The organism is Pseudomonas fluorescens, assembly GCF_001307275.1.
Lineage (GTDB): Bacteria > Pseudomonadota > Gammaproteobacteria > Pseudomonadales > Pseudomonadaceae > Aquipseudomonas > Aquipseudomonas fluorescens_AA.
Genome location: NZ_CP012831.1, coordinates 5,578,197 through 5,597,344 on the forward strand (window position 1 = coordinate 5,578,197; position 19,148 = coordinate 5,597,344).

Below are 19,148 nucleotides of genomic sequence, written 5' to 3' on the forward strand. Positions count from 1 at the left end.
ACTCATGCTCAAGCGACAGCGACGACGTCGAGAATTCGCTGCACGACCCGGTCCTGGTCGATGCCGGCGGCCTCGGCTTCGAACGACAGGATGATGCGATGGCGCAGCACGTCGAACAGCACGGCCTGGATATCTTCCGGGCTGACAAAGTCGCGCCCGGCCAGCCAGGCATGGGCACGGGCGCAGCGGTCAAGGGCGATGGAACCCCGCGGACTGGCACCGTAGGCGATCCATTCGGCCATTTCCGGATCGAACTTGGCCGGGTTGCGGGTGGCCATGATCAGTTGCACCAGGTACTCCTCCACGGCGTCGGCCATGTACAACCCGAGGATTTCCTTGCGTGCGGAGAAGATCGCCTGCTGGCTCACGCGGCGCTCGGGCTTGGTCTCGCCGTTCAGCGCTTCACCCCGGGCCTGCTGCAGGATGCGGCGTTCCACGGCGGCATCGGGAAAACCGATCTTGACGTGCATCAGGAACCGGTCGAGCTGGGCTTCGGGCAGCGGGTAGGTGCCTTCCTGCTCGATCGGGTTCTGCGTGGCCATCACCAGGAACAGCGGCGACAGTTCATACGTGCTGCGCCCGACGCTGACCTGGCGCTCGGCCATGGCTTCGAGCAGGGCCGACTGGACCTTGGCCGGGGCGCGGTTGATTTCGTCCGCCAACACCAGGTTATGGAAAATCGGCCCTTGCTGGAACACGAAACTGCCGGTTTCCGGCCGGTAGATTTCCGTGCCGGTAATGTCCGCGGGCAGCAGGTCAGGGGTGAACTGGATACGATGGAACTGCGCTTCGATGCCCTCGGCCAGCTCTTTGATGGCCTTGGTCTTGGCCAGCCCAGGCGCGCCTTCCACCAGCATATGACCGTCGGCGAGCAAAGCGATGAGCAGACGCTCGATGAGTTTTTCCTGGCCGAGAATCTGCGTTGAAAGAAAGGTTCGCAGCGCAAGCAGCGCTTCACGATGTTCCATCGGTGACTGTTCCTGGAAAGGGTGGCCCCAGGCGTTCGGATAACGCCGGGGCTGGGGGCGTTACTTTAATGCATGGCGGGGGGTGGCGACTAACGGGATTTTGATTGGCCGTGTGAATTGTGATCGGCTTGGAAAGATTGTGAGGTGGGTTTGCTTGCCATGAATCCCACCCGGACAGGCGCACTTACCCCGTGGGAGGGAGCTTGCTCCCGCTTGACCGGGCTGGCGCTCCAGTGCGAAGCACTCACAAAGTGAAGGGGTGTTTATCGGGATGTAGGAGTGCTCTGGAACAGGCTACGTTGTCTTGCGCCGTTGCCTACAACTGCGCCAGAATTCGCCGGCTTGTGCGCTTGGGAGGCAGGTTCTATCGTTTCCGGGTCGCTGATGAATCAGCGATCGGGTTTGGTAGCCCGGCTTTTGACTTGTCGCACAGCCCCTGTAACAGAGGCCTTTTTGGTATCTGTTTTATGGCGGTCATGCGCAGGGCGTCTTCGGACGCGCCGGTTCTCCAAGTCACCGGTCTACCAACCCGCGTATGGCCGCCACCTTCGTTTGGTAGCGAGGTTGATGGTCTCCTTTTTCTGATTTGGAGATTCATTCATGTTCAAAGTAACCCCGAACCCACCGAACACCGATCCAACGTCACCGCGTCCAAAAACCAAGTCCCAGAAACACGACGAAGTCACCGACCGAGTCCTCGACCATTACCTGAACCCCAAGCCGGACAAATCCGAAGCAGAACCTGCTCCCGGCCAACTCTTCACCGTCAACAAAGACATCGACACCGAAAGCCTGCTTGCCAACCTCAGCGAAACCCTGGCTTCGGCCAATGCCATGGTCAATGATCTGGCTTTCGACCTGGACGGTTCACGCCGGCATTTCCTCCTGGGCATTCAGCAACTGATCGAACTGGGCAGCCTGCTGGCGAACCGTGCACTGGACAACATCGAAACCCGTCAGCCGACATAGCCCTTGTGGCATTCCTTAAATCCTGGGCAAGCCGCAGAACCTGTGGGAGCCGAGCTGCTCGCGATGGCGGCGCAATATCCAACATAGATGGAGCCTGACCCACCGCCATCGCGAGCAAGCTCAGCTCCCACAGGGGATTGGCGGTGGACGCAGGAGCAAGGAACACCACGAATCCATTGTGGGAGCCGAGCTTGCTCGCGATGACGACGGTACATTCAACTTCAATGCGGCCGAGCCACCGCTATCGTCAGCAAGCTCGTTCCCACAGGGGGATTGGCGGTGGACGCGGGTGCAAGGAACACCACGAATCCATTGTGGGAGCCGAGCTTGCTCGCGATGACGACGGTACATTCAACTTCAATGCGGCCGAGCCACCGCTATCGTCAGCAAGCTCGTTCCCACAGGGGGATTGGCGGTGGACGCGGGTGCAAGGAACACCACGAATCCATTGTGGGAGCCGAGCTTGCTCGCGATGACGACGGTACATTCAACTTCAATGTAGCCGACCCACCGCCATCGCGAGCAAGCTCAGCTCCCACAGGGGGATTGGCGGTGGACGCGGGTGCAAGGAACACCACGAATCCATTGTGGGAGCCGAGCTTGCTCGCGATGGCGGCGGCACATTCAACTTCAATGCAACTGACCCACCGCCATCGCGAGCAAGCTCAGCTCCCACAGGGATTAGCGGTGAATAGCTCAGCCTTTCCACACCCCCAAATTCACCAGGTTCTCCGGCCGCTCCCCCGCCAATGCCGCCAGCAGGTTGTCCACGGCGCAGCGCGCCATCGCTTCCCGGGTCTCGTGGGTGGCCGAGCCCATGTGCGGTGTCGCTACCACGTTGTCCATCTGCAACAGCGGCGAATCGGCACTCAAGGGTTCGTGCTCGAACACATCCAGCCCTGCACCACGGATCTGGCCGTTGCGCAGGGCGTCGATCAGCGCCGCTTCATCCACCACTTTGCCTCGGGAGATATTGATGAAGAGGGTCTCGGGACGCATTCTCGCAAACGCCTGCGCATCGATCAGCCCTTGGGTTTCAGCCGTCAAGGGCAAGGTCAGGCAAACGAAGTCCGCCTGCTGCAACAATGTTTCGAGACTGCAGTAACGCGCACCGAAACGTTGCTCGACCGCGGGCTTGGGCGAATGGCTGTGGTAGAGCACCGGCATGCCGAAGCCGAAGTGCCCGCGCTGGGCCAAGGCTTCGCCGATGCGCCCCATGCCGATGATGCCCAGGGTCTTGCCATGGACATCGGTGCCGAAATGCCGGGGGCCGATGCTCTGTTGCCAGCCGCCGCTGCGCACCAGGTTGGCCAGTTCCACCACGCGCCGGGCGGTTGCCAGGATCAGGGCGAAACCGGTGTCCGCGGTGGTTTCGGTGAGCACGTCCGGGGTATTGGTCAGCAGGATCCGGCGTTCGGTCAGGTAGTCGATGTCGTAGTTGTCGACCCCCACCGAGACGCTGGCGATGGCTTGCAGGTTCGGCGCCAGGTCCAGTAGCGCCGCATCCAGCTTGAGGCTGGCGCCCAGCAGGCCGTGGGCCGTGGGCAGGGCGTCGCGCAGTTGTGCCAGGCCCTGGGCATCGAGGCGTTCGATGAGCGTGACTTGGGCCTGGGCTTGCAGGCGAGCCATCAATTGAGGTGACAGCGCTTTGTACAACACCACGTGCTTTTTCATGGGAGGGGTCTCGATTCAGGAACGGGCGGGCGCCGGGCTCGGCGTCGCGGAGTGGGAGACGGTCCGGTCGCTGGCGCCGGGCTTGAGGGCGAGGGTCAGCACGACCGACAGCAGCAAGGCGCCGCTCATCAGCAGGAAGGACATGCCAGGGGAGCCGGTGGTGCCGTTGAGGTAGCCCACCAGGTACGAGCCGCCGAACGAACCCAGTGCGCCCATGCTGTTGATCAACGCCATGGCGCCGCCGGCGACATTGGCCGGGAGGATTTCCGGAACGATGGCGAAGAACGGACCGTAGGGCGCGTACATGCAAGCGCCGGCGACTACCAGCAAGCCATAGGACCACCAGAAGTGCTCGGCCCCCAGCAGGTAGGAGGCGTAGAACGCGATGGAGGCGATCAGCAGCGGCGGCCAGACAAAACGCTTGCGCTTCTGCGCCTTGTCCGACGCCCAGGACACCACCAGCATGCCGATCACCGCCGCCAGGTACGGCAAGGACGACAGCCAACCGGCCTCGACCATGTTCATCTGCAGGCCGGCCTTGAGGATCGACGGCAGCCACAGCACAAACCCGTAGACGCCGATGCTCCAGCAGAAAAACTGCAACGCCAGGATGATCACCTTGGGAGAGCGAAAGGCTTCGGCGTAGTTCTTCACCGCCTTGATGCCGACCTGTTCGGCCGCCAAGGCACTTTCCAGATCATGTTTTTCCTGGTCGCTGAGCCACTTGGCCTGGGCCGGGCGATCATCGGCCAGGCGCCACCAGACAAAGGCCCAGAGCACCGCCGGTAGGCCCTCGATGATGAACATCCAGCGCCAGTCGAATCGCTGCACCAGGTAACCCGAGACCACGGACATCCACAGCATGGTCACCGGGTTGCCGAGGATCAGGAAGGTATTGGCGCGCGAGCGTTCGGCCCGGGTGAACCAGTGGCACAGGTACACCAGCATCGCCGGCATCACCGCGGCCTCGACCACCCCGAGCATGAAGCGGATCACAATCAGCCAGTAGGCATTGGAGACCACGCCCGTCAGGGTAGCCAGCGAACCCCAGAGGATCAGGCTGACGAAGATCAGCTTCTTCACGCTGTGCTTTTGCGCGTAGATCGCCCCCGGGACCTGGAAGAAAAAGTAGCCGAGGAAAAACAGGGCGCCCAGCAGCGACGAAAGCCCTGGGGTGATCATCAGGTCCTTGGCCATGCCCGAGGCGGCGGCAAACCCATAGTTGGCCCGGTCGAGGTAGGCCAGGCTGTAGGTGATGAAAACGATGGGCATGATGTACCACCAGCGGCGGGTGGCGAGGTTGAGCGTTTGCATGTCGTTGACTCCTGAGCTTGTTGTTTTTGTTGCAGCAGGTGTGTTTTGTGGTGGCTCTATCGCGAGCAAGCTCGCTCCCACAGGGGGTTAACTCGATGCCATGTGGGAGCGAGCTTGCTCGCGATCGGCGGTTTCAAATTCAGCCAATAACTCAATGCGAGTCGGTAATCCCTCCATGTCTCCACGGCTCTGCACCGCGCGGCTGCCAATCCAGTTGGCGCGCTGCACGGCCTCGGTAATGGCCCGGCCTTCGAGCAATGCGCTGATCAGGCCCACCGCGAAGCCATCACCGGCGCCCACGGTGTCCACCACTTGGGCCACCGGCACGCCGGGGATGACGCCCTGGTCCAGCGCCGTGCGGTAATAGGCGCCGTCCGCGCCGAGCTTGATCACGACGATTTCGGCACCTTGGTCCAGGTAGAACGCGGCGATGTCGGCCGGGTCGTCGAAGCCGGTCAGCAGCCGGCCTTCGCCGAGCCCCGGCAAGACCCAGTGGGCGAGGGCGGCGAGGCGATTGATTGCAGTGATCATCGTCGACTCGCTGCCCCATAGGCTTGGCCTCAGGTTAGGGTCGAACGACAGGCTGCGGCCGGCCGCGCGCATACGGCTCATCAATTCAAAGGACATCTCGCGGGCCGTGCCCGACAGCGCCGGGACGATGCCGGTGGCGTGCACGTGACGGGCGTCAAGCAGTGCAGGCGCGATGGAGCCGACCGACAGATGACTGGCCGCCGAACTGCGCCGGAAATACTCGACTTGCGGGTCGCTGCCATCGACGGTAAGGGACTTGAACTGGAAGCCGGTGGGGTGCTCCGGGTCGACCGCCACGTGGCGACAATCCAGGCCCTCGTTTTCCAGGGTCTGCGTCACGAAGCGCCCCAGGGAATCGGCGCCGACCCGACTCAGCCACGCCACCTTGAAGCCCAGCCGCGACAGGCCGATGGCCACGTTGCTGTCGGCCCCCGCAATGCGCTTGTGAAACTGGTCGACGCTGGCCAGGTCACCGCGCTGATCCGCCACCAGCATGGCCATGGTTTCGCCGAACGACAACACATCGAACTCAGACATGGGCAGGCTCCTGGCGCGATTGCCCGAGGCGGGACAGGGTGGCGACATGGTGGGCGGTCAATTGCAGCAGGTCATCGTCTTGCAGCGGGTATTCGGCGGCGCGCATCACGCCGGCGGGCATGTGCTTGAGCAGTTGTTCCCACTCGTGCAGGTCGGTCATGGCCGGAGGCACGGCGACGAGTTTGCCGTCGGCGCGCCGGGCCACGGCCTTGCAGTGCACATACGCCACATAGCGTCCGAGCTGGCGGGCGGCCACGGCGGCCGATTGGTCCTGCCATTGCCAGTTGCCAATGTCGAAGGTCATGGCGACGGGCAGCCCCTGGTGTTCCACTGCGGTGAAGAATCGTTGCAGCGGTTCGATTCGCCCGCCCTGCAAGGTCTGGTCGTTTTCCACCAGCAGTTGCACCGGGCTGACGGCGAGCACCTGGGCCAGTGCCGACAGGTCATTGGAGTCGGTGAAATGCCCGAGGGAGACTTTCAGCCAGGTCGAACCGAACGCCTCGCCGCGTTGCAGGGCCAGCGCCAGGGCGGGGTTGGGCCTGGACTGGCCGGCGAGCCACAGTTCCAGGGGCGACGAAAATATACTCTGCAGCCCCTGGGCCCGGGCAGCGGCGGCCAGTTCAGCGGGCTGTTCGGTGGTGAGCAATTCTTCGCGCCATTCGATGCGCGAGGCACCGGCGGCGGCCAACAGATCGATGAAGCGGCCTTGGCCATGCTGCCGCACCAGGTCGGCGCCGTAGCTGGAAAGACTGATGGAGACGGGTGGGTTGTGCATTGTTGTTGTACCTCTGAAACCGGTTTCAGTTTTATTCAAAAAAAAGGGGGTGTGTTTTAGGGCCTCATCGCGAGCAAGCTCGCTCCCACAGGGATCTTCAGTGCGCCACAGATCCCGTGTGGGAGCGAGCTTGCTCGCGATAGGGCCCTCACCATCACCGACCATTCCCAAGCGTCGACCCACGCTCAATCAACCGCGCCGCAAAATCCAGGGTCCGCACCGGCCCGTTGTCACCGCGCAAGCGCTTGAGCAGGCATTCGAACGCGCTGGCGCCGATCTGCGCTGTCGGTTGGGCCAGGGCCGTGATGCCGCTGCCCACCAAGGGGTACCAATCCAAGTCATCGAGGGCGATCAGGCCCACGTCATCGAACAAGCGGCAACCCAGTTCGCGCAACACCGTCGTGGCGGCCAGGGCGGCGATACCATTGGCGCAGAACAACGCCTTGGGGCCATGGCCAGGCTGGGCAAGAAAGGCCTTGATACGCGTGGTCAACTGATCAGAGGTTTCCACCACGGTGCCGGCCAGGGCAGGCCGCCGTTGGATACCAGCCTTGAAACTCTCGACCCGCTCGATTCGCGAACTGGTGCCGTCGAACGGTTCTGTCACCAGCAACAGATCGCGGTAGCCCCGTTGTTCGAGGTGATCGAGGGCCATTTCGATGGCCGCCGGGTTGTCCAGCCCGACCAGGTCGCTGTCGAGCCGATCGACCTTGCGATCCACCAGCACCAGGGGCATTTCGCTGCGCAGTTCGAACAGTTCGTCACGGTGGTGACCCAAGGTGTTCACGATCAGCCCTTCGATGTTGTAGGCGCGCAACAAAGCCAGGTGCTGGCGTTCCTGCTCGTCGTCGCGGTCGGTGTTGCACACCACCAGGCTATAGCCATGGCGACGACAGGCGGTTTCCACGCCATGCATTACGGCAATCGAATATGGGTTGCGGATATCGGCCACCAGCATGCCGATCAGGCGTGTGCGCCCGCGCTTGAGGCCGCGGGCCATCTGGTTCGGCCGGTAGCCCAGCTCGCTGATGGCCTGCTCGATGCGCCGGGCGATGGCCTCGGAGAGCAGGGCCCGGTCTTCGCCAATGAAACGCGAGACACTGGCTTTGGAGACCCCGGCGCGTTCGGCGACGTCGAGCATGGTCACGCGGTTGCGCTGGGCGGCGGAGAAAGAAGTCACGGATTGAAACCTGCTTATTAGAGTTGTTCAGCGGTTCTGAAACCGGTTTCAGGAAACCTCAGAACGCCGTCGCCCGTCAAGGGCGTCTCGATACGAGAGCGACCGACGGTTGCCACGTCGTGAGCGGTTTGGAGATGACGGTCACTCTCTATGCAAGCTGAGCCATCGCCATCGCGAGCAAGCTCGCTCCCACACTGGTGACTTGTACACATTGGTGAACGACGCCATTCCTGTGGGAGCGAGCTTGCTCGCGATGGCGTCCATGAAAACGCTGGCGTCAGGCCTGCCTTACATAGGTCCCTGTACCCCGGAGAATGTTCTGCAAGGTCAACTCCACTTCCTCCAGGTCCGCCGCATCACTGTTGTGACTGATTTCCAGCACATCATCGCCATTGAGCGCATCGGCGTCCGCCGCCGCGATTTCGATCCTGAGCAAGGTTGGGCTCAGCGTCACCTTCACGCCCTCCAGGGTCGAAGGCTCTCCATCGAGGGCGATTTCCAGTTCGTCTTCGTCGGGGTAGCGCGTCATCAGGAACATTTCGCCCTGGGCGCTGTGGCAGCAGAGCATGGCCATGTTGTCTTCTTCTTCATCACACGGGTTGGCGATCAGAAGGGCGGTGGTCATTTGCATGGTGATGGCTCCAGGATCGAGTGCACCTGCGGGGTGCAAAAAGTGGATTCTGCCAGCCCGAAGGATTTTCTGCTGGTTTACCGCCTCGGGGTGCCGTTTGGCCCCCAGCCTGCTAGGGTTGTTCGGTGCGTACCGGCTGTTTAGCTAGCCGATGACCGAATATGTCGCAGCGCTGCAAGCAGGCAGGTTGTCGCACTCGTTAAGCTGCGCAACGGATGTGCACCTGCCAAGGCCACCCCTGGGTGGTTTTGGCAGGTGTCCATGACATGAAATTACATGGAAAAGGATGTGACCTGCGGGTCCTGTCCAGCTTCACCCACCTGTCATCCTGTTTCCTCTGCCCGAGAATCAGGAACGGGATGGCCGACAGCCCCGCAGGGGTTGCACGCGACGCTTCAATCAATAACAAGCCCAAGCGGAGTACCACAGATGGCGTTCTTCACCGCAGCCAGCAAAGCCGACTTCCAGCACCAACTGCAAGCGGCACTGGCGCAGCACATCAGTGAACAGGCACTGCCACAAGTGGCGCTGTTCGCTGAACAATTCTTCGGCATCATTTCCCTCGATGAACTTACCCAGCGCCGGTTGTCCGACCTCGCCGGCTGCACCCTGTCTGCCTGGCGCCTGCTTGAGCGCTTCGATCACACGCAACCACAGGTGCGCGTCTACAACCCAGATTACGAACGCCATGGCTGGCAGTCGACCCACACGGCCGTGGAAGTGTTGCACCACGACCTGCCGTTCCTGGTGGACTCGGTCCGCACCGAGCTGAACCGTCGCGGCTACAGCATCCATACCCTGCAAACCACTGTGCTGAGCGTGCGTCGCGGCAGCAAGGGCGAGTTGCTGGAAATCCTGCCAAAAGGCACCCAGGGCGACGACATCCTGCAAGAGTCGTTGATGTACCTGGAAATCGACCGCTGCGCCAACGCCGCCGAACTCAACGTCCTGAGCAAGGAACTTGAGCAAGTGCTGGGCGAAGTGCGCGTGGCCGTGGCCGATTTCGAACCGATGAAAGCCAAGGTCCAGGAAATCCTCGACAGCCTGGACAGCAGCGCCTATGCCATCGACGCTGATGAAAAGAGCGAGATCAAGAGCTTCCTGGAATGGCTGGTGGGTAACCACTTCACCTTCCTGGGCTACGAAGAGTTCGTGGTGCGCGATGAGGCCGACGGCGGTCACATCGAGTACGACCCCGACTCGTTCCTCGGCCTGACCAAATTGCTGCGCGCCGGCCTGACCGCCGAAGACCTGCGCATCGAAGACTACGCTGTCGCTTACCTGCGCGAACCGACGTTGTTGTCGTTCGCCAAGGCCGCGCACCCGAGCCGCGTACACCGTCCGGCCTACCCGGACTACGTGTCGATCCGCGAAATCGACGCCAGCGGCAAGGTCATCAAGGAATGCCGTTTCATGGGCCTGTACACCTCTTCGGTGTATGGCGAGAGCGTGCGGGTCATCCCGTACATCCGTCGCAAGGTCGCGGAAATCGAGCGTCGCTCGGGCTTCCAGGCCAAGGCGCACCTGGGCAAGGAACTGGCCCAGGTGGTCGAAGTGCTGCCCCGTGACGACCTGTTCCAGACCCCGGTGGACGAGCTGTTCAGCACTGTCATGTCCATCGTGCAGATCCAGGAACGCAACAAGATCCGCGTGTTCCTGCGCAAAGACCCGTATGGCCGTTTCTGCTACTGCCTGGCCTACGTGCCACGTGACATCTATTCCACCGAAGTGCGCCAGAAGATCCAGCAAGTGCTGATGGATCGCCTGAAGGCCTCGGACTGCGAGTTCTGGACCTTCTTCTCCGAATCCGTACTGGCCCGTGTGCAGTTGATCCTGCGGGTGGACCCGAAGAACCGCCTGGACATCGACCCGCTGCTGCTGGAAAAAGAAGTCGTGCAGGCTTGCCGCAGCTGGAAGGACGACTACGCCAGCCTGGTCATCGAAAGCTTCGGCGAAGCCCAGGGCACCAACGTGCTGTCGGATTTCCCGAAAGGCTTCCCGGCCGGCTACCGCGAGCGCTTTGCCGCGCACTCGGCCGTGGTCGACATGCAGCACCTGCTGAACCTGAACGAAAAGAACCCGCTGGTCATGAGCTTCTACCAGCCGCTGGGCCAGGTCTCCGGCCAGCGCGAGCTGCACTGCAAGCTGTATCACGCCGACACGCCGCTGGCGCTGTCCGACGTGCTGCCGATCCTGGAAAACCTCGGCCTGCGCGTGCTGGGTGAATTCCCGTATCGCCTGCGCCACACCAACGGCCGCGAGTTCTGGATTCATGATTTCGCGTTCACCGCCGCCGAAGGCCTGGACCTGGACATCCAGCAACTCAACGACACCTTGCAGGACGCCTTCGTCCACATCGTGCGTGGCGATGCCGAGAACGATGCGTTCAACCGCCTGGTGCTGACTGCCGGCCTGCCATGGCGCGACGTGGCGCTGCTGCGTGCCTACGCCCGTTACCTGAAGCAGATCCGCCTGGGCTTCGACCTGGGTTATATCGCCAGCACCCTGAACAACCACACCGACATCGCTCGCGAACTGACCCGGTTGTTCAAGACCCGCTTCTACCTGGCGCGCAAGCTCAGCGGCGATGACCTGGAAGACAAGCAACTGCGCTTGGAGCAGGCGATCCTCTCGGCCCTGGACGACGTCCAGGTGCTCAACGAAGACCGCATCCTGCGTCGCTACCTGGACCTGATCAAGGCCACCCTGCGGACCAACTTCTACCAGACCGACGCCAACGGCCAGAACAAGTCCTACTTCAGCTTCAAGTTCAACCCGCACCTGATCCCGGAACTGCCCAAGCCCGTACCGAAGTTCGAGATCTTCGTCTACTCGCCACGGGTCGAAGGCGTGCACCTGCGCTTCGGCAACGTTGCCCGCGGCGGCCTGCGCTGGTCCGACCGTGAAGAAGACTACCGCACCGAAGTGCTGGGCCTGGTAAAAGCCCAGCAAGTGAAGAACTCGGTGATCGTGCCGGTGGGCGCCAAGGGCGGTTTCCTGCCACGTCGCCTGCCGCTGGGCGGCAGCCGGGACGAGATCGCGGCCGAAGGCATCGCCTGCTACCGCATCTTCATCTCGGGCCTGTTGGACATCACCGACAACCTGAAGGACGGCGCGCTGGTACCGCCGGCCAACGTCGTGCGCCATGACGACGATGACCCGTACCTGGTGGTCGCGGCGGACAAGGGCACTGCGACCTTCTCCGACATCGCCAACGGCATCGCCATCGACTACGGCTTCTGGCTGGGCGATGCGTTCGCCTCCGGCGGTTCGGCCGGCTACGACCACAAGAAAATGGGCATCACCGCCAAGGGCGCGTGGGTCGGCGTGCAGCGCCACTTCCGCGAGCGCGGCATCAATGTCCAGGAAGACAGCATCACCGTGGTCGGCGTCGGCGACATGGCCGGCGACGTGTTCGGCAACGGCTTGTTGATGTCCGACAAGCTGCAACTGGTCGCGGCCTTCAACCACCTGCACATCTTCATCGACCCGAACCCGGAGCCTGCCAACAGCTTTGCCGAGCGCAAGCGTCTGTTCGACCTGCCGCGTTCGGCCTGGACCGACTACGACACCAGCATCATGTCCGAAGGCGGCGGTATCTTCTCGCGCAGCGCGAAGAGCATCGCCATCTCGCCGCAGATGAAAGAACGCTTCGACATCACGGCCGACAAACTGACCCCGACCGAGTTGCTCAACGCCTTGCTCAAGGCGCCGGTGGACCTGTTGTGGAACGGCGGTATCGGCACCTACGTCAAGGCCAGCACCGAAAGCCACGCCGATGTCGGCGACAAGGCCAACGATGCGCTGCGTGTGAACGGCAACGAACTGCGCTGCAAGGTCGTGGGCGAGGGCGGTAACCTGGGCATGACCCAACTGGGTCGCGTCGAGTTCGGCCTCAATGGTGGCGGTTCCAACACCGACTTCATCGACAACGCGGGCGGCGTGGACTGCTCCGACCACGAAGTGAACATCAAGATCCTGCTCAACGAAGTGGTGCAGGCCGGCGACATGACCGACAAGCAACGCAACCAGTTGCTGGCGAGCATGACCGACGAAGTCGGTGGCCTGGTGTTGGGCAACAACTACAAGCAGACCCAGGCCCTGTCCCTGGCGGCACGCCGCGCCTTCGTGCGGATCGCCGAATACAAGCGTCTGATGAACGATCTGGAAGCCCGGGGCAAGCTGGACCGCGCCATCGAGTTCCTGCCGACTGAAGAGCAACTGGCCGAACGTGTCGCGGCGGGCCACGGCCTGACCCGTGCCGAACTGTCGGTACTGATCTCCTATAGCAAGATCGACCTCAAGGAAGCGCTGCTCAACTCCCTGGTACCGGACGACGATTACCTGACCCGTGACATGGAAACCGCGTTCCCGCCGACGCTGGTGAGCAAGTTCTCCGAGGCCATGCGTCGCCATCGCCTGAAGCGCGAGATCGTCAGCACCCAGATCGCCAACGACCTGGTCAACCACATGGGTATCACCTTCGTTCAACGGCTCAAGGAGTCGACGGGCATGAGCCCGGCGAACGTGGCCGGTGCCTATGTGATCGTGCGCGATATCTTCCACCTCCCGCACTGGTTCCGGCAGATCGAAGCCCTGGATCACCAGGTCTCGGCCGACGTGCAACTGGAGCTGATGGACGAGCTGATGCGCCTGGGCCGTCGCGCTACGCGCTGGTTCCTGCGCAGCCGTCGCAACGAGCAGAACGCGGCTCGTGACGTCGCTCACTTCGGTCCGCACCTGGCCGCGTTGGGCCTCAAGCTCGACGAACTGCTGGAAGGTCCGACCCGTGAAGGCTGGCAGACCCGTTACCAGGCCTATGTGGCCGCTGGCGTGCCGGAGTTGCTGGCGCGCATGGTTGCCGGCACCACGCACCTGTACACCTTGCTGCCGATCATCGAGGCGTCCGACGTCACCGGCCAGAACGCCGCCGATGTGGCCAAGGCTTACTTCGCCGTGGGCAGTGCCCTGGACATCACCTGGTACCTGCAACAGATCAGCGCACTGCCGGTGGAAAACAACTGGCAGGCCCTGGCCCGTGAAGCGTTCCGCGATGACGTCGACTGGCAGCAACGGGCGATCACCATCTCGGTTCTGCAAGAGGGCGACGGTTCCCAGGACGTGGAAACCCGCCTGGCGCTGTGGCTTGAACAGCATCACGAAATGGTCGAGCGCTGGCGCGCCATGCTGGTGGACATCCGTGCCGCCAGCGGTACCGACTACGCCATGTACGCGGTCGCCAACCGCGAATTGCTGGACCTGGCGTTGAGTGGTCAGTCGGTCGTGTTGCCCGACTGATCCGGCGTTGAATGAAAAAGCCCCGCATTGAGAGATGCGGGGCTTTTTTTTGGCTTTAAAGATTCACTGTGGACCCCTGTGGGAGCGAGCTTGCTCGCGATAGCGGTGGGTCAGCGACATTGAACTTGACTGATACACCGCCATCGCGAGCAAGCTCGCTCCCACAGGATGGCTTGTAGTGCGACTGTTAGTTCTTCAGCGGTATCAATACCGCTTCATCCTCTCCCATCACCATGAACACCAGCAATTTCGCCGGTTGGCTCGTGCTGGCGTTTTTCGACACCAGGTGCTCGGAACCCGCCGCTTCATACCAGAACTCCCCGGCCTTGTAGGTCTTCGCCGGCTCGCCCTTGACCTGGGAGGTGATGGCGCCTTCCAGCACATAGGCCATGGCCGTGCCTTCGTGTTTGTGGGCAATGGACGCTTGGCCGGGGGCATAGTTGACGGTCAGCATCATGGCTTTTTTGCCTGGAACGTTTTTCAGCCGTTGTTCCTGCAACACCGTGACCTTCTCCGAAGGCGCGGCTTCGTGGGCGTAGGCTTGGGTAATGGGCAGCAGGCTGAGGGCGGCGATCAGATAGAGGGTTTTCATGGGGCATGGACCTTGGTGATTTCGAGTGATTTCGCGCTGTCGCGGCGATGGGTTCACCCTAAGCCCCAGGGTGGGGCAAGCAAACGTCCAATCTTTCGGAAGGTGGGTAGACCAATGGTTGGGTGGCAAATTTCCATCAGGCTGGCCCGTACCCCCGTGGCGAGGGAGCTTGCTCCCGCTGGGCTCTGTAGGAGCTGTCGAGCGGAGCGAGGCTGCGATCTTTCCCCAGGCACTTGAGTCTCAAACGAAAGATCAAAAGATCGCAGGCTTCGCCAGCTCCTACAGCGCAGCCGAGCGGGAGCAAGCTCCCTCGCCACAGGTCAAGAGCGCTCAGACAACCGGAAAACTATTGAAATCCACGCTTCGAGCCAGGCGGTTGTCGATCAGGCTGATGAAACCTTGCACTTCCGGACAGTTGAAGTGGGCTTGCATGGCCGCCTCCGATTGCCAGCGGGCGCTGACGTTCCAGCGGTCGCCATCGTCCGGGCAACGGTCGACCATATAGGCGTCGCAGCCTGGCAGGGCACGCAGGGTTTCGACGATCTGCTGCAATTGCCGGCCCAGATCTTCCGAGCGCCCGGCGGCGGCTTGCACCTGTACGGTATTGATCACTTGGCGAGACATTTTTCAGACTCCTGAATCAAGTCGGACGGAGGTGTTCACGAGTAATGACACCCGTGCAGGATAGGCCTGGCGGCGCGAGGCTCAAACAGCCAATGGGCGGATAAATGCCCAGTCCAATCCTCAGGCCACCTGCTGCAGAATGTCGCGCAAACGGTCGAGGGCGATGTCGATGTCCAGGGTTTCGATAGCGCCGAAACCGAAAAACAGGCCCGGCCGCACGGGCACATCATTGAAAAAACCATCGAGGCTGTAGAGCCCGACCTCGGCTTTTTTCGCCAGCTCGATCACCAGCGCCAGGTCCACCGGGACCTTGCACAGCACGGCCATATGAAAGCCTGCGGTGGTGGGCACGGCCTCGAACCAGGGCGATAAGTCCCCGGCCATGCGCGCCAGGATCCGCTCGCGGCGCCCGGCGTACAGGGTGTGGCAGCGGCGGATGTGCTTGAGCAGGCAGCCCTCGGCGATGAACTTGGCCAGGGCCCATTGGGGCAGGGTGGAGGTGTGCTGGTCGGTGAGGCGCTTGGCCAGGATCACCGCTTCAAGGATCGCCGGCGGCAGGATCGCGTAGCCGAGCCGCAGCTCCGGCAGCAGGGTCTTGGAGAAGGTGCCGACGTACGCGACGATCCCGCGCTCATCCAGGCTCTGCAACGAATCGGCGGGCCGGCCTTCGTAGCGGAATTCGCTGTCGTAGTCATCTTCGATGATGATCGCCCCCAGCTCATAGGCCCGCGCCAGCAAGGCCTCGCGGCGGGCCTGGCTCATGGGCATGCCCAGGGGAAATTGGTGAGAGGGCGTCACATAAATCAGCCGCGTGCCGTCGGGGATCAGGTCTACCCGCATGCCTTGTTCGTCCACCGGCACCCCAGCCACCGTGGCGCCCTGGGAGCCGAACAGCAAGCGCGCCGGCGGATAACCCGGATCTTCCATGGCCACCAGGCTGCCGGGACGGGTCAACACCCGCGAGATCAGGTCCAGGGCCTGTTGTGCGCCGTTGCACACCACGACGTCTTCGTCCTGGCAATTGACCCCGCGGGAAAAGGCGATGTGCCGGGCAATGGCATTGCGCAGCGACGGCAGGCCTTCGGGCTGGCTGTATAAACCCTTGGCACTGGCGATCTGGCGCAGGGCGTGGGCGGTGCAGCGCCGCCAGTCGTCCAGCGGAAACTGGCCCTTGCCGGTGGCGCCGCCGATGAAGTCGTAGCGCAACGCACCTTCGAGGGTGGGGTGGCGCATCAGGTCCGGCATGGTGCGCCAGGCCTCGACGACGTCGGCACCGGCCAGCTCGCGGTGGCTTTGCTTGCGCACGACTTTGGCCGGCCGCGCATTGACGTAGGTGCCTTTGCCGATGATGCCAGTGAGGAAGTTCTCGTAGGTCAATTGGGCGTAGGTGTCGGAGACGGTCTTGCGCGAGACACCCAGTTGCTCGGCCAGCAGGCGACTGGGCGGCAGTTGGGTACCGGCGGCCAGGCGACCGCTCTCGATGGCGCTGCGCAATTGTTGATACAACTGGCCCGACAGGTCCTTGCGGCCGTTGATGACAACATGAAGTTCCATACCCGCAAGCTCCTGGGCGATTGTTCGGTGGCCGGCGTCAAAGGCGCAAGATTACCCGCATTGTGCGACTGCATAGAAGTTGCGTGGGGAAAATCCCGTCCATTGGACTTGTCCCCGGTTTTTTCGCCGAATTGGACCTGTCATTGCCCGGCACCAGGGCCTACCGTGAAGGTCTCGAACACCACGGAGCCCGCCATGAGCCCGCGTCTGGATTACTACACCGCATCCCCCGGGGCGATGCGAGCCATGATCGGCCTGGAAGCCCTGACCAGTCGCCTGAGTATCGAACCGGCGCTGCTGCACCTGATCAAGATCCGCGCCTCGCAACTCAATGGCTGTGCCTTCTGCACCGACATGCATTCGGTGGAGGCGCGACGCCAGGGCGAGACCGAGCGGCGGCTCTACGCGCTGGCGGTATGGCGCGACAGCGGTTTCTTCACGGCTCGCGAACGCGCCGCCCTGGCCTGGACCGAGGCGGTGACGCTGTTGGCTGAAAGCCAGGTGCCCGATGACGTCTATGCCCAGGCCCGGGCCTGCTTCAGCGAGGAAGAACTGGTGGACCTGACCCTGGCGATCAGCACCATCAACAGCTGGAACCGGCTGGCGGTGAGTTTTCGCCAGAGTCCGGGGGGCTGAGTTTTCAGTCGTTTAGCGCCTGGCAGGCCGCTATCGCGAGCAAGCTCGCTCCCACATGGGGTGGGTCTGAACAGGAGTTTTGTGTTTCTCCCGGATCAATGTGGGAGCGAGCTTGCTCGCGATGAACGATAACGCGGTTTGATGTTGAGCAAAGGCTAATTGTCGGCGGGCGTCGGCGGCCGCTGGGGCTTGACCGAAGTGCCGAATGTATTGCCCATGCGCACCCCGGTGGCCGCCGGGGTGGCCAGGCCGATGCTGTTCGGTGCGCGTTCGTTGACCGGCACATTCATGGCGTCCTGGGCCCGTTGCGCCGCCTTCGCGGCCTGGGGGTCGTTGCCCATCTGCCGACTCAGGCAGTTGTAGTCGGGGGTCTTGTAACCCCCCACGGTCACCTCGATACAGGCCGGGGCTTCTTCACCCTGGGCCCAGGGCAAGGCCATGAACAGCCCGAGGCCTGCCATCATGTTCATCCACTGTTTCATCTCCGACCTCCTGGCCCGTCGCAGCGGACGGTGCGTTGTCAGGGCATCAGTCTAGTGCGGCCTGGAGGATTTGTATCAGTTGTCATACGACATTCATAAACACCCCTCAGGATGACGATTTTCAACGGATACGTCAGTCGTGCAGCAGGGCAGAGCCAGGGGCGGACGCGGACGTGGATTGACCAGGGCGCCCTTGGGGTGGCTGATGGTGTTGCTGTGTCTGCTGGCCGGGCCGATCCAGGCGGTGGGCCTGGTGGACCTGGACATCGCGCCCCAGGAACTGACCACGGCGCTGGAGCAGTTCAGTCGCGCGACGGGCATGGCGGTGCTGGTGGATCACCAGCTGTCGAGCCAGCGCCAGACGCTGGGCGTGCAGGGGCGGTTCACCCCCTCCGAAGGGTTGCGGGTGTTGCTCAGCGGTACCGGGCTGGCGGCGCATTATGCCCGGGCGGATGCGTTCACGTTGCAGCCGGTGCGGGTCCGCGAGGTGCCGCTGCCTGCCGGTGTCACCCCGGGCTTGAGTGACAGCAACTACGCGGCAGCCATCCAGACGGTCATCCAGCGCAATTTATGTCGTTCACCGTTGACCCGTCCGGGCAGTTTTCGGGCGGTGCTGCAAGTCTGGATCGGCCGGGACGGCGTGGTCCAGCACAGCCGCCTGGTCAGTTCCACGGGCGACCTGATGCGGGACAAGGCCTTGGTCAACAGTTTGCAGAACCTCAGGATCGACCGTCCGGCGCCCAGTTCGTTGCGCCAGCCGGTGACCCTGCTTTTGTTACCCGACTCATCAGGAAAAAGCATGGAATGCATGACAGGGGAAGGGGTGTCCGGGCGATGAAAGACATCGGTCGCAGCCCGTTGGTGAAGTTGTTCCTCACCTCCTATGAGGATTTCAGGGTGCGCCTGCGCAGGCGCCTGGGCTCCGAGGAACTGGCCAACGACGTGCTGCATGAAACCTACCTGCGGGTCGATCGCATGGTCGACACGCCGGACATCGCCCAGCCCAATGCCTATCTGTACCGTATGGCCCTGAACATCGCCGCCGACCGTCGGCAGGCCGATGCGCGCTTGCTCACGGGCGATGAAATCGAGGAATTGCTGCAGGTCTCGGATGAGGCGCTGGACCCGGCGCGGGTGGTCGGCGGGCAGAAGGAGTTGCAGACCTTGCTCAAGGCCTTGTACGAACTGCCGGCGCGCCGTCGCAGGATTTTCATCGCCGCCCGCCTGGAAGAAGCGCCGCACCTGGAAATCTCCCAGCGCTTCGGTATTTCCACGCGCATGGTGGAGAAGGAAATCAAGGCGGCGCTGGGGCATTGCGCCCTGCGCCTGGAAAGAAAAGTCATTCAGCGGTTCGGTCCCGGCGCGGGAAAACCGTCTTGAGAG

Annotated in this window: 16 protein-coding genes; 5 read left to right on the forward strand and 11 right to left on the reverse strand. The window is 62.6% G+C overall.

From position 1 onward, the window contains the following. Positions 1-8: 8 nt before the first annotated feature. Positions 9-968, reverse strand: coding sequence for an AAA family ATPase (locus AO356_RS24690; RefSeq protein ID WP_039589986.1), 960 nt, complete (start codon positions 966-968; stop codon positions 9-11). Between the two features lie 600 nt (positions 969-1,568). Here AO356_RS24690 and AO356_RS24695 point away from each other — a divergent pair. Beyond that, positions 1,569-1,937 carry a DUF6124 family protein gene (locus AO356_RS24695; RefSeq protein WP_060742002.1) on the forward strand — a complete coding sequence of 123 codons (369 nt, stop codon included), beginning with the start codon at positions 1,569-1,571 and terminating at the stop codon, positions 1,935-1,937. Positions 1,938-2,633: 696 nt separating this feature from the next. Here AO356_RS24695 and AO356_RS24700 read toward each other — a convergent pair. The 6 genes from AO356_RS24700 to AO356_RS24725 form a co-directional block, all read right to left on the reverse strand. Continuing rightward, the gene (locus AO356_RS24700) at positions 2,634-3,611 is read right to left on the reverse strand and encodes a 2-hydroxyacid dehydrogenase (RefSeq protein WP_060742003.1); all 978 of its coding nucleotides are present in this window, start codon (positions 3,609-3,611) and stop codon (positions 2,634-2,636) included. A 15-nt stretch (positions 3,612-3,626) separates the two neighbouring features. Continuing rightward, positions 3,627-4,925 (reverse strand): MFS transporter, encoded by a 1,299-nt coding sequence (locus AO356_RS24705; RefSeq protein WP_060742004.1) that lies wholly within the window; start codon positions 4,923-4,925, stop codon positions 3,627-3,629. Positions 4,926-5,012: 87 nt separating this feature from the next. Further along, the gene (locus AO356_RS24710; RefSeq protein WP_060742005.1) at positions 5,013-5,993 is read right to left on the reverse strand and encodes a sugar kinase; all 981 of its coding nucleotides are present in this window, start codon (positions 5,991-5,993) and stop codon (positions 5,013-5,015) included. Next, positions 5,986-6,768, reverse strand: a complete 783-nt coding sequence (locus AO356_RS24715) for a TIM barrel protein (RefSeq protein WP_060742006.1) — start codon at positions 6,766-6,768, stop codon at positions 5,986-5,988. The genes AO356_RS24710 and AO356_RS24715 overlap by 8 nt, the downstream gene beginning before the upstream one ends. Positions 6,769-6,922: 154 nt before the next feature. Further along, positions 6,923-7,948, reverse strand: coding sequence for a LacI family DNA-binding transcriptional regulator (locus AO356_RS24720; RefSeq protein WP_103309757.1), 1,026 nt, complete (start codon positions 7,946-7,948; stop codon positions 6,923-6,925). A gap of 277 nt (positions 7,949-8,225) precedes the next feature. Continuing rightward, entirely contained in the window at positions 8,226-8,579 is a 354-nt protein-coding gene (locus AO356_RS24725) for a hypothetical protein (RefSeq protein WP_060742007.1), read from the reverse strand. 429 nt (positions 8,580-9,008) lie between these two features. Here AO356_RS24725 and AO356_RS24730 point away from each other — a divergent pair, with 429 nt between their 5' ends. After that, entirely contained in the window at positions 9,009-13,877 is a 4,869-nt protein-coding gene (locus tag AO356_RS24730) for an NAD-glutamate dehydrogenase (RefSeq protein WP_060742008.1), read from the forward strand. Between the two features lie 187 nt (positions 13,878-14,064). On the opposite strand, the gene AO356_RS24735 is transcribed toward AO356_RS24730, so the two are convergent. The 3 genes from AO356_RS24735 to AO356_RS24745 form a co-directional block, all read right to left on the reverse strand. Beyond that, entirely contained in the window at positions 14,065-14,469 is a 405-nt protein-coding gene (locus tag AO356_RS24735) for a cupin domain-containing protein (protein ID WP_060742009.1), read from the reverse strand. Between the two features lie 330 nt (positions 14,470-14,799). Then, entirely contained in the window at positions 14,800-15,093 is a 294-nt protein-coding gene (locus tag AO356_RS24740; RefSeq protein WP_060742010.1) for a putative quinol monooxygenase, read from the reverse strand. A 120-nt stretch (positions 15,094-15,213) separates the two neighbouring features. Further along, on the reverse strand, positions 15,214-16,647 hold the full coding sequence (locus AO356_RS24745) for a PLP-dependent aminotransferase family protein (protein WP_060742011.1): 1,434 nt from the start codon (positions 16,645-16,647) through the stop codon (positions 15,214-15,216). 195 nt (positions 16,648-16,842) lie between these two features. Here AO356_RS24745 and AO356_RS24750 point away from each other — a divergent pair, with 195 nt between their 5' ends. Continuing rightward, the gene (locus AO356_RS24750) at positions 16,843-17,283 is read left to right on the forward strand and encodes a carboxymuconolactone decarboxylase family protein (RefSeq protein WP_060742012.1); all 441 of its coding nucleotides are present in this window, start codon (positions 16,843-16,845) and stop codon (positions 17,281-17,283) included. A 155-nt stretch (positions 17,284-17,438) separates the two neighbouring features. Here AO356_RS24750 and AO356_RS24755 read toward each other — a convergent pair whose 3' ends face one another. Beyond that, on the reverse strand, positions 17,439-17,765 hold the full coding sequence (locus AO356_RS24755; RefSeq protein ID WP_060742013.1) for a hypothetical protein: 327 nt from the start codon (positions 17,763-17,765) through the stop codon (positions 17,439-17,441). 205 nt (positions 17,766-17,970) lie between these two features. Here AO356_RS24755 and AO356_RS24760 point away from each other — a divergent pair, with 205 nt between their 5' ends. Next, a complete protein-coding gene (locus AO356_RS24760) occupies positions 17,971-18,603 on the forward strand; it encodes a secretin and TonB N-terminal domain-containing protein (RefSeq protein ID WP_060742014.1) in 633 nt (210 codons plus the stop codon). After that, on the forward strand, positions 18,600-19,145 hold the full coding sequence (locus tag AO356_RS24765; protein WP_060742015.1) for a sigma-70 family RNA polymerase sigma factor: 546 nt from the start codon (positions 18,600-18,602) through the stop codon (positions 19,143-19,145). The genes AO356_RS24760 and AO356_RS24765 overlap by 4 nt, the downstream gene beginning before the upstream one ends. The last annotated feature ends 3 nt before the right edge of the window (positions 19,146-19,148 follow it).

Bases quoted from the DNA above. Each gene is read 5' to 3' on its own strand.
- AO356_RS24690 (WP_039589986.1), bottom strand. From the start codon at position 968: ATGGAACATCGTGAAGCGCTGCTTGCGCTGCGAACCTTTCTTTCAACG.
- AO356_RS24695 (WP_060742002.1), top strand. From the start codon at position 1,569: ATGTTCAAAGTAACCCCGAACCCACCGAACACCGATCCAACGTCACCG.
- AO356_RS24700 (WP_060742003.1), bottom strand. From the start codon at position 3,611: ATGAAAAAGCACGTGGTGTTGTACAAAGCGCTGTCACCTCAATTGATG.
- AO356_RS24705 (WP_060742004.1), bottom strand. From the start codon at position 4,925: ATGCAAACGCTCAACCTCGCCACCCGCCGCTGGTGGTACATCATGCCC.
- AO356_RS24710 (WP_060742005.1), bottom strand. From the start codon at position 5,993: ATGTCTGAGTTCGATGTGTTGTCGTTCGGCGAAACCATGGCCATGCTG.
- AO356_RS24715 (WP_060742006.1), bottom strand. From the start codon at position 6,768: ATGCACAACCCACCCGTCTCCATCAGTCTTTCCAGCTACGGCGCCGAC.
- AO356_RS24725 (WP_060742007.1), bottom strand. From the start codon at position 8,579: ATGCAAATGACCACCGCCCTTCTGATCGCCAACCCGTGTGATGAAGAA.
- AO356_RS24730 (WP_060742008.1), top strand. From the start codon at position 9,009: ATGGCGTTCTTCACCGCAGCCAGCAAAGCCGACTTCCAGCACCAACTG.
- AO356_RS24735 (WP_060742009.1), bottom strand. From the start codon at position 14,469: ATGAAAACCCTCTATCTGATCGCCGCCCTCAGCCTGCTGCCCATTACC.
- AO356_RS24740 (WP_060742010.1), bottom strand. From the start codon at position 15,093: ATGTCTCGCCAAGTGATCAATACCGTACAGGTGCAAGCCGCCGCCGGG.
- AO356_RS24745 (WP_060742011.1), bottom strand. From the start codon at position 16,647: ATGGAACTTCATGTTGTCATCAACGGCCGCAAGGACCTGTCGGGCCAG.
- AO356_RS24750 (WP_060742012.1), top strand. From the start codon at position 16,843: ATGAGCCCGCGTCTGGATTACTACACCGCATCCCCCGGGGCGATGCGA.
- AO356_RS24755 (WP_060742013.1), bottom strand. From the start codon at position 17,765: ATGAAACAGTGGATGAACATGATGGCAGGCCTCGGGCTGTTCATGGCC.
- AO356_RS24760 (WP_060742014.1), top strand. From the start codon at position 17,971: ATGGTGTTGCTGTGTCTGCTGGCCGGGCCGATCCAGGCGGTGGGCCTG.
- AO356_RS24765 (WP_060742015.1), top strand. From the start codon at position 18,600: ATGAAAGACATCGGTCGCAGCCCGTTGGTGAAGTTGTTCCTCACCTCC.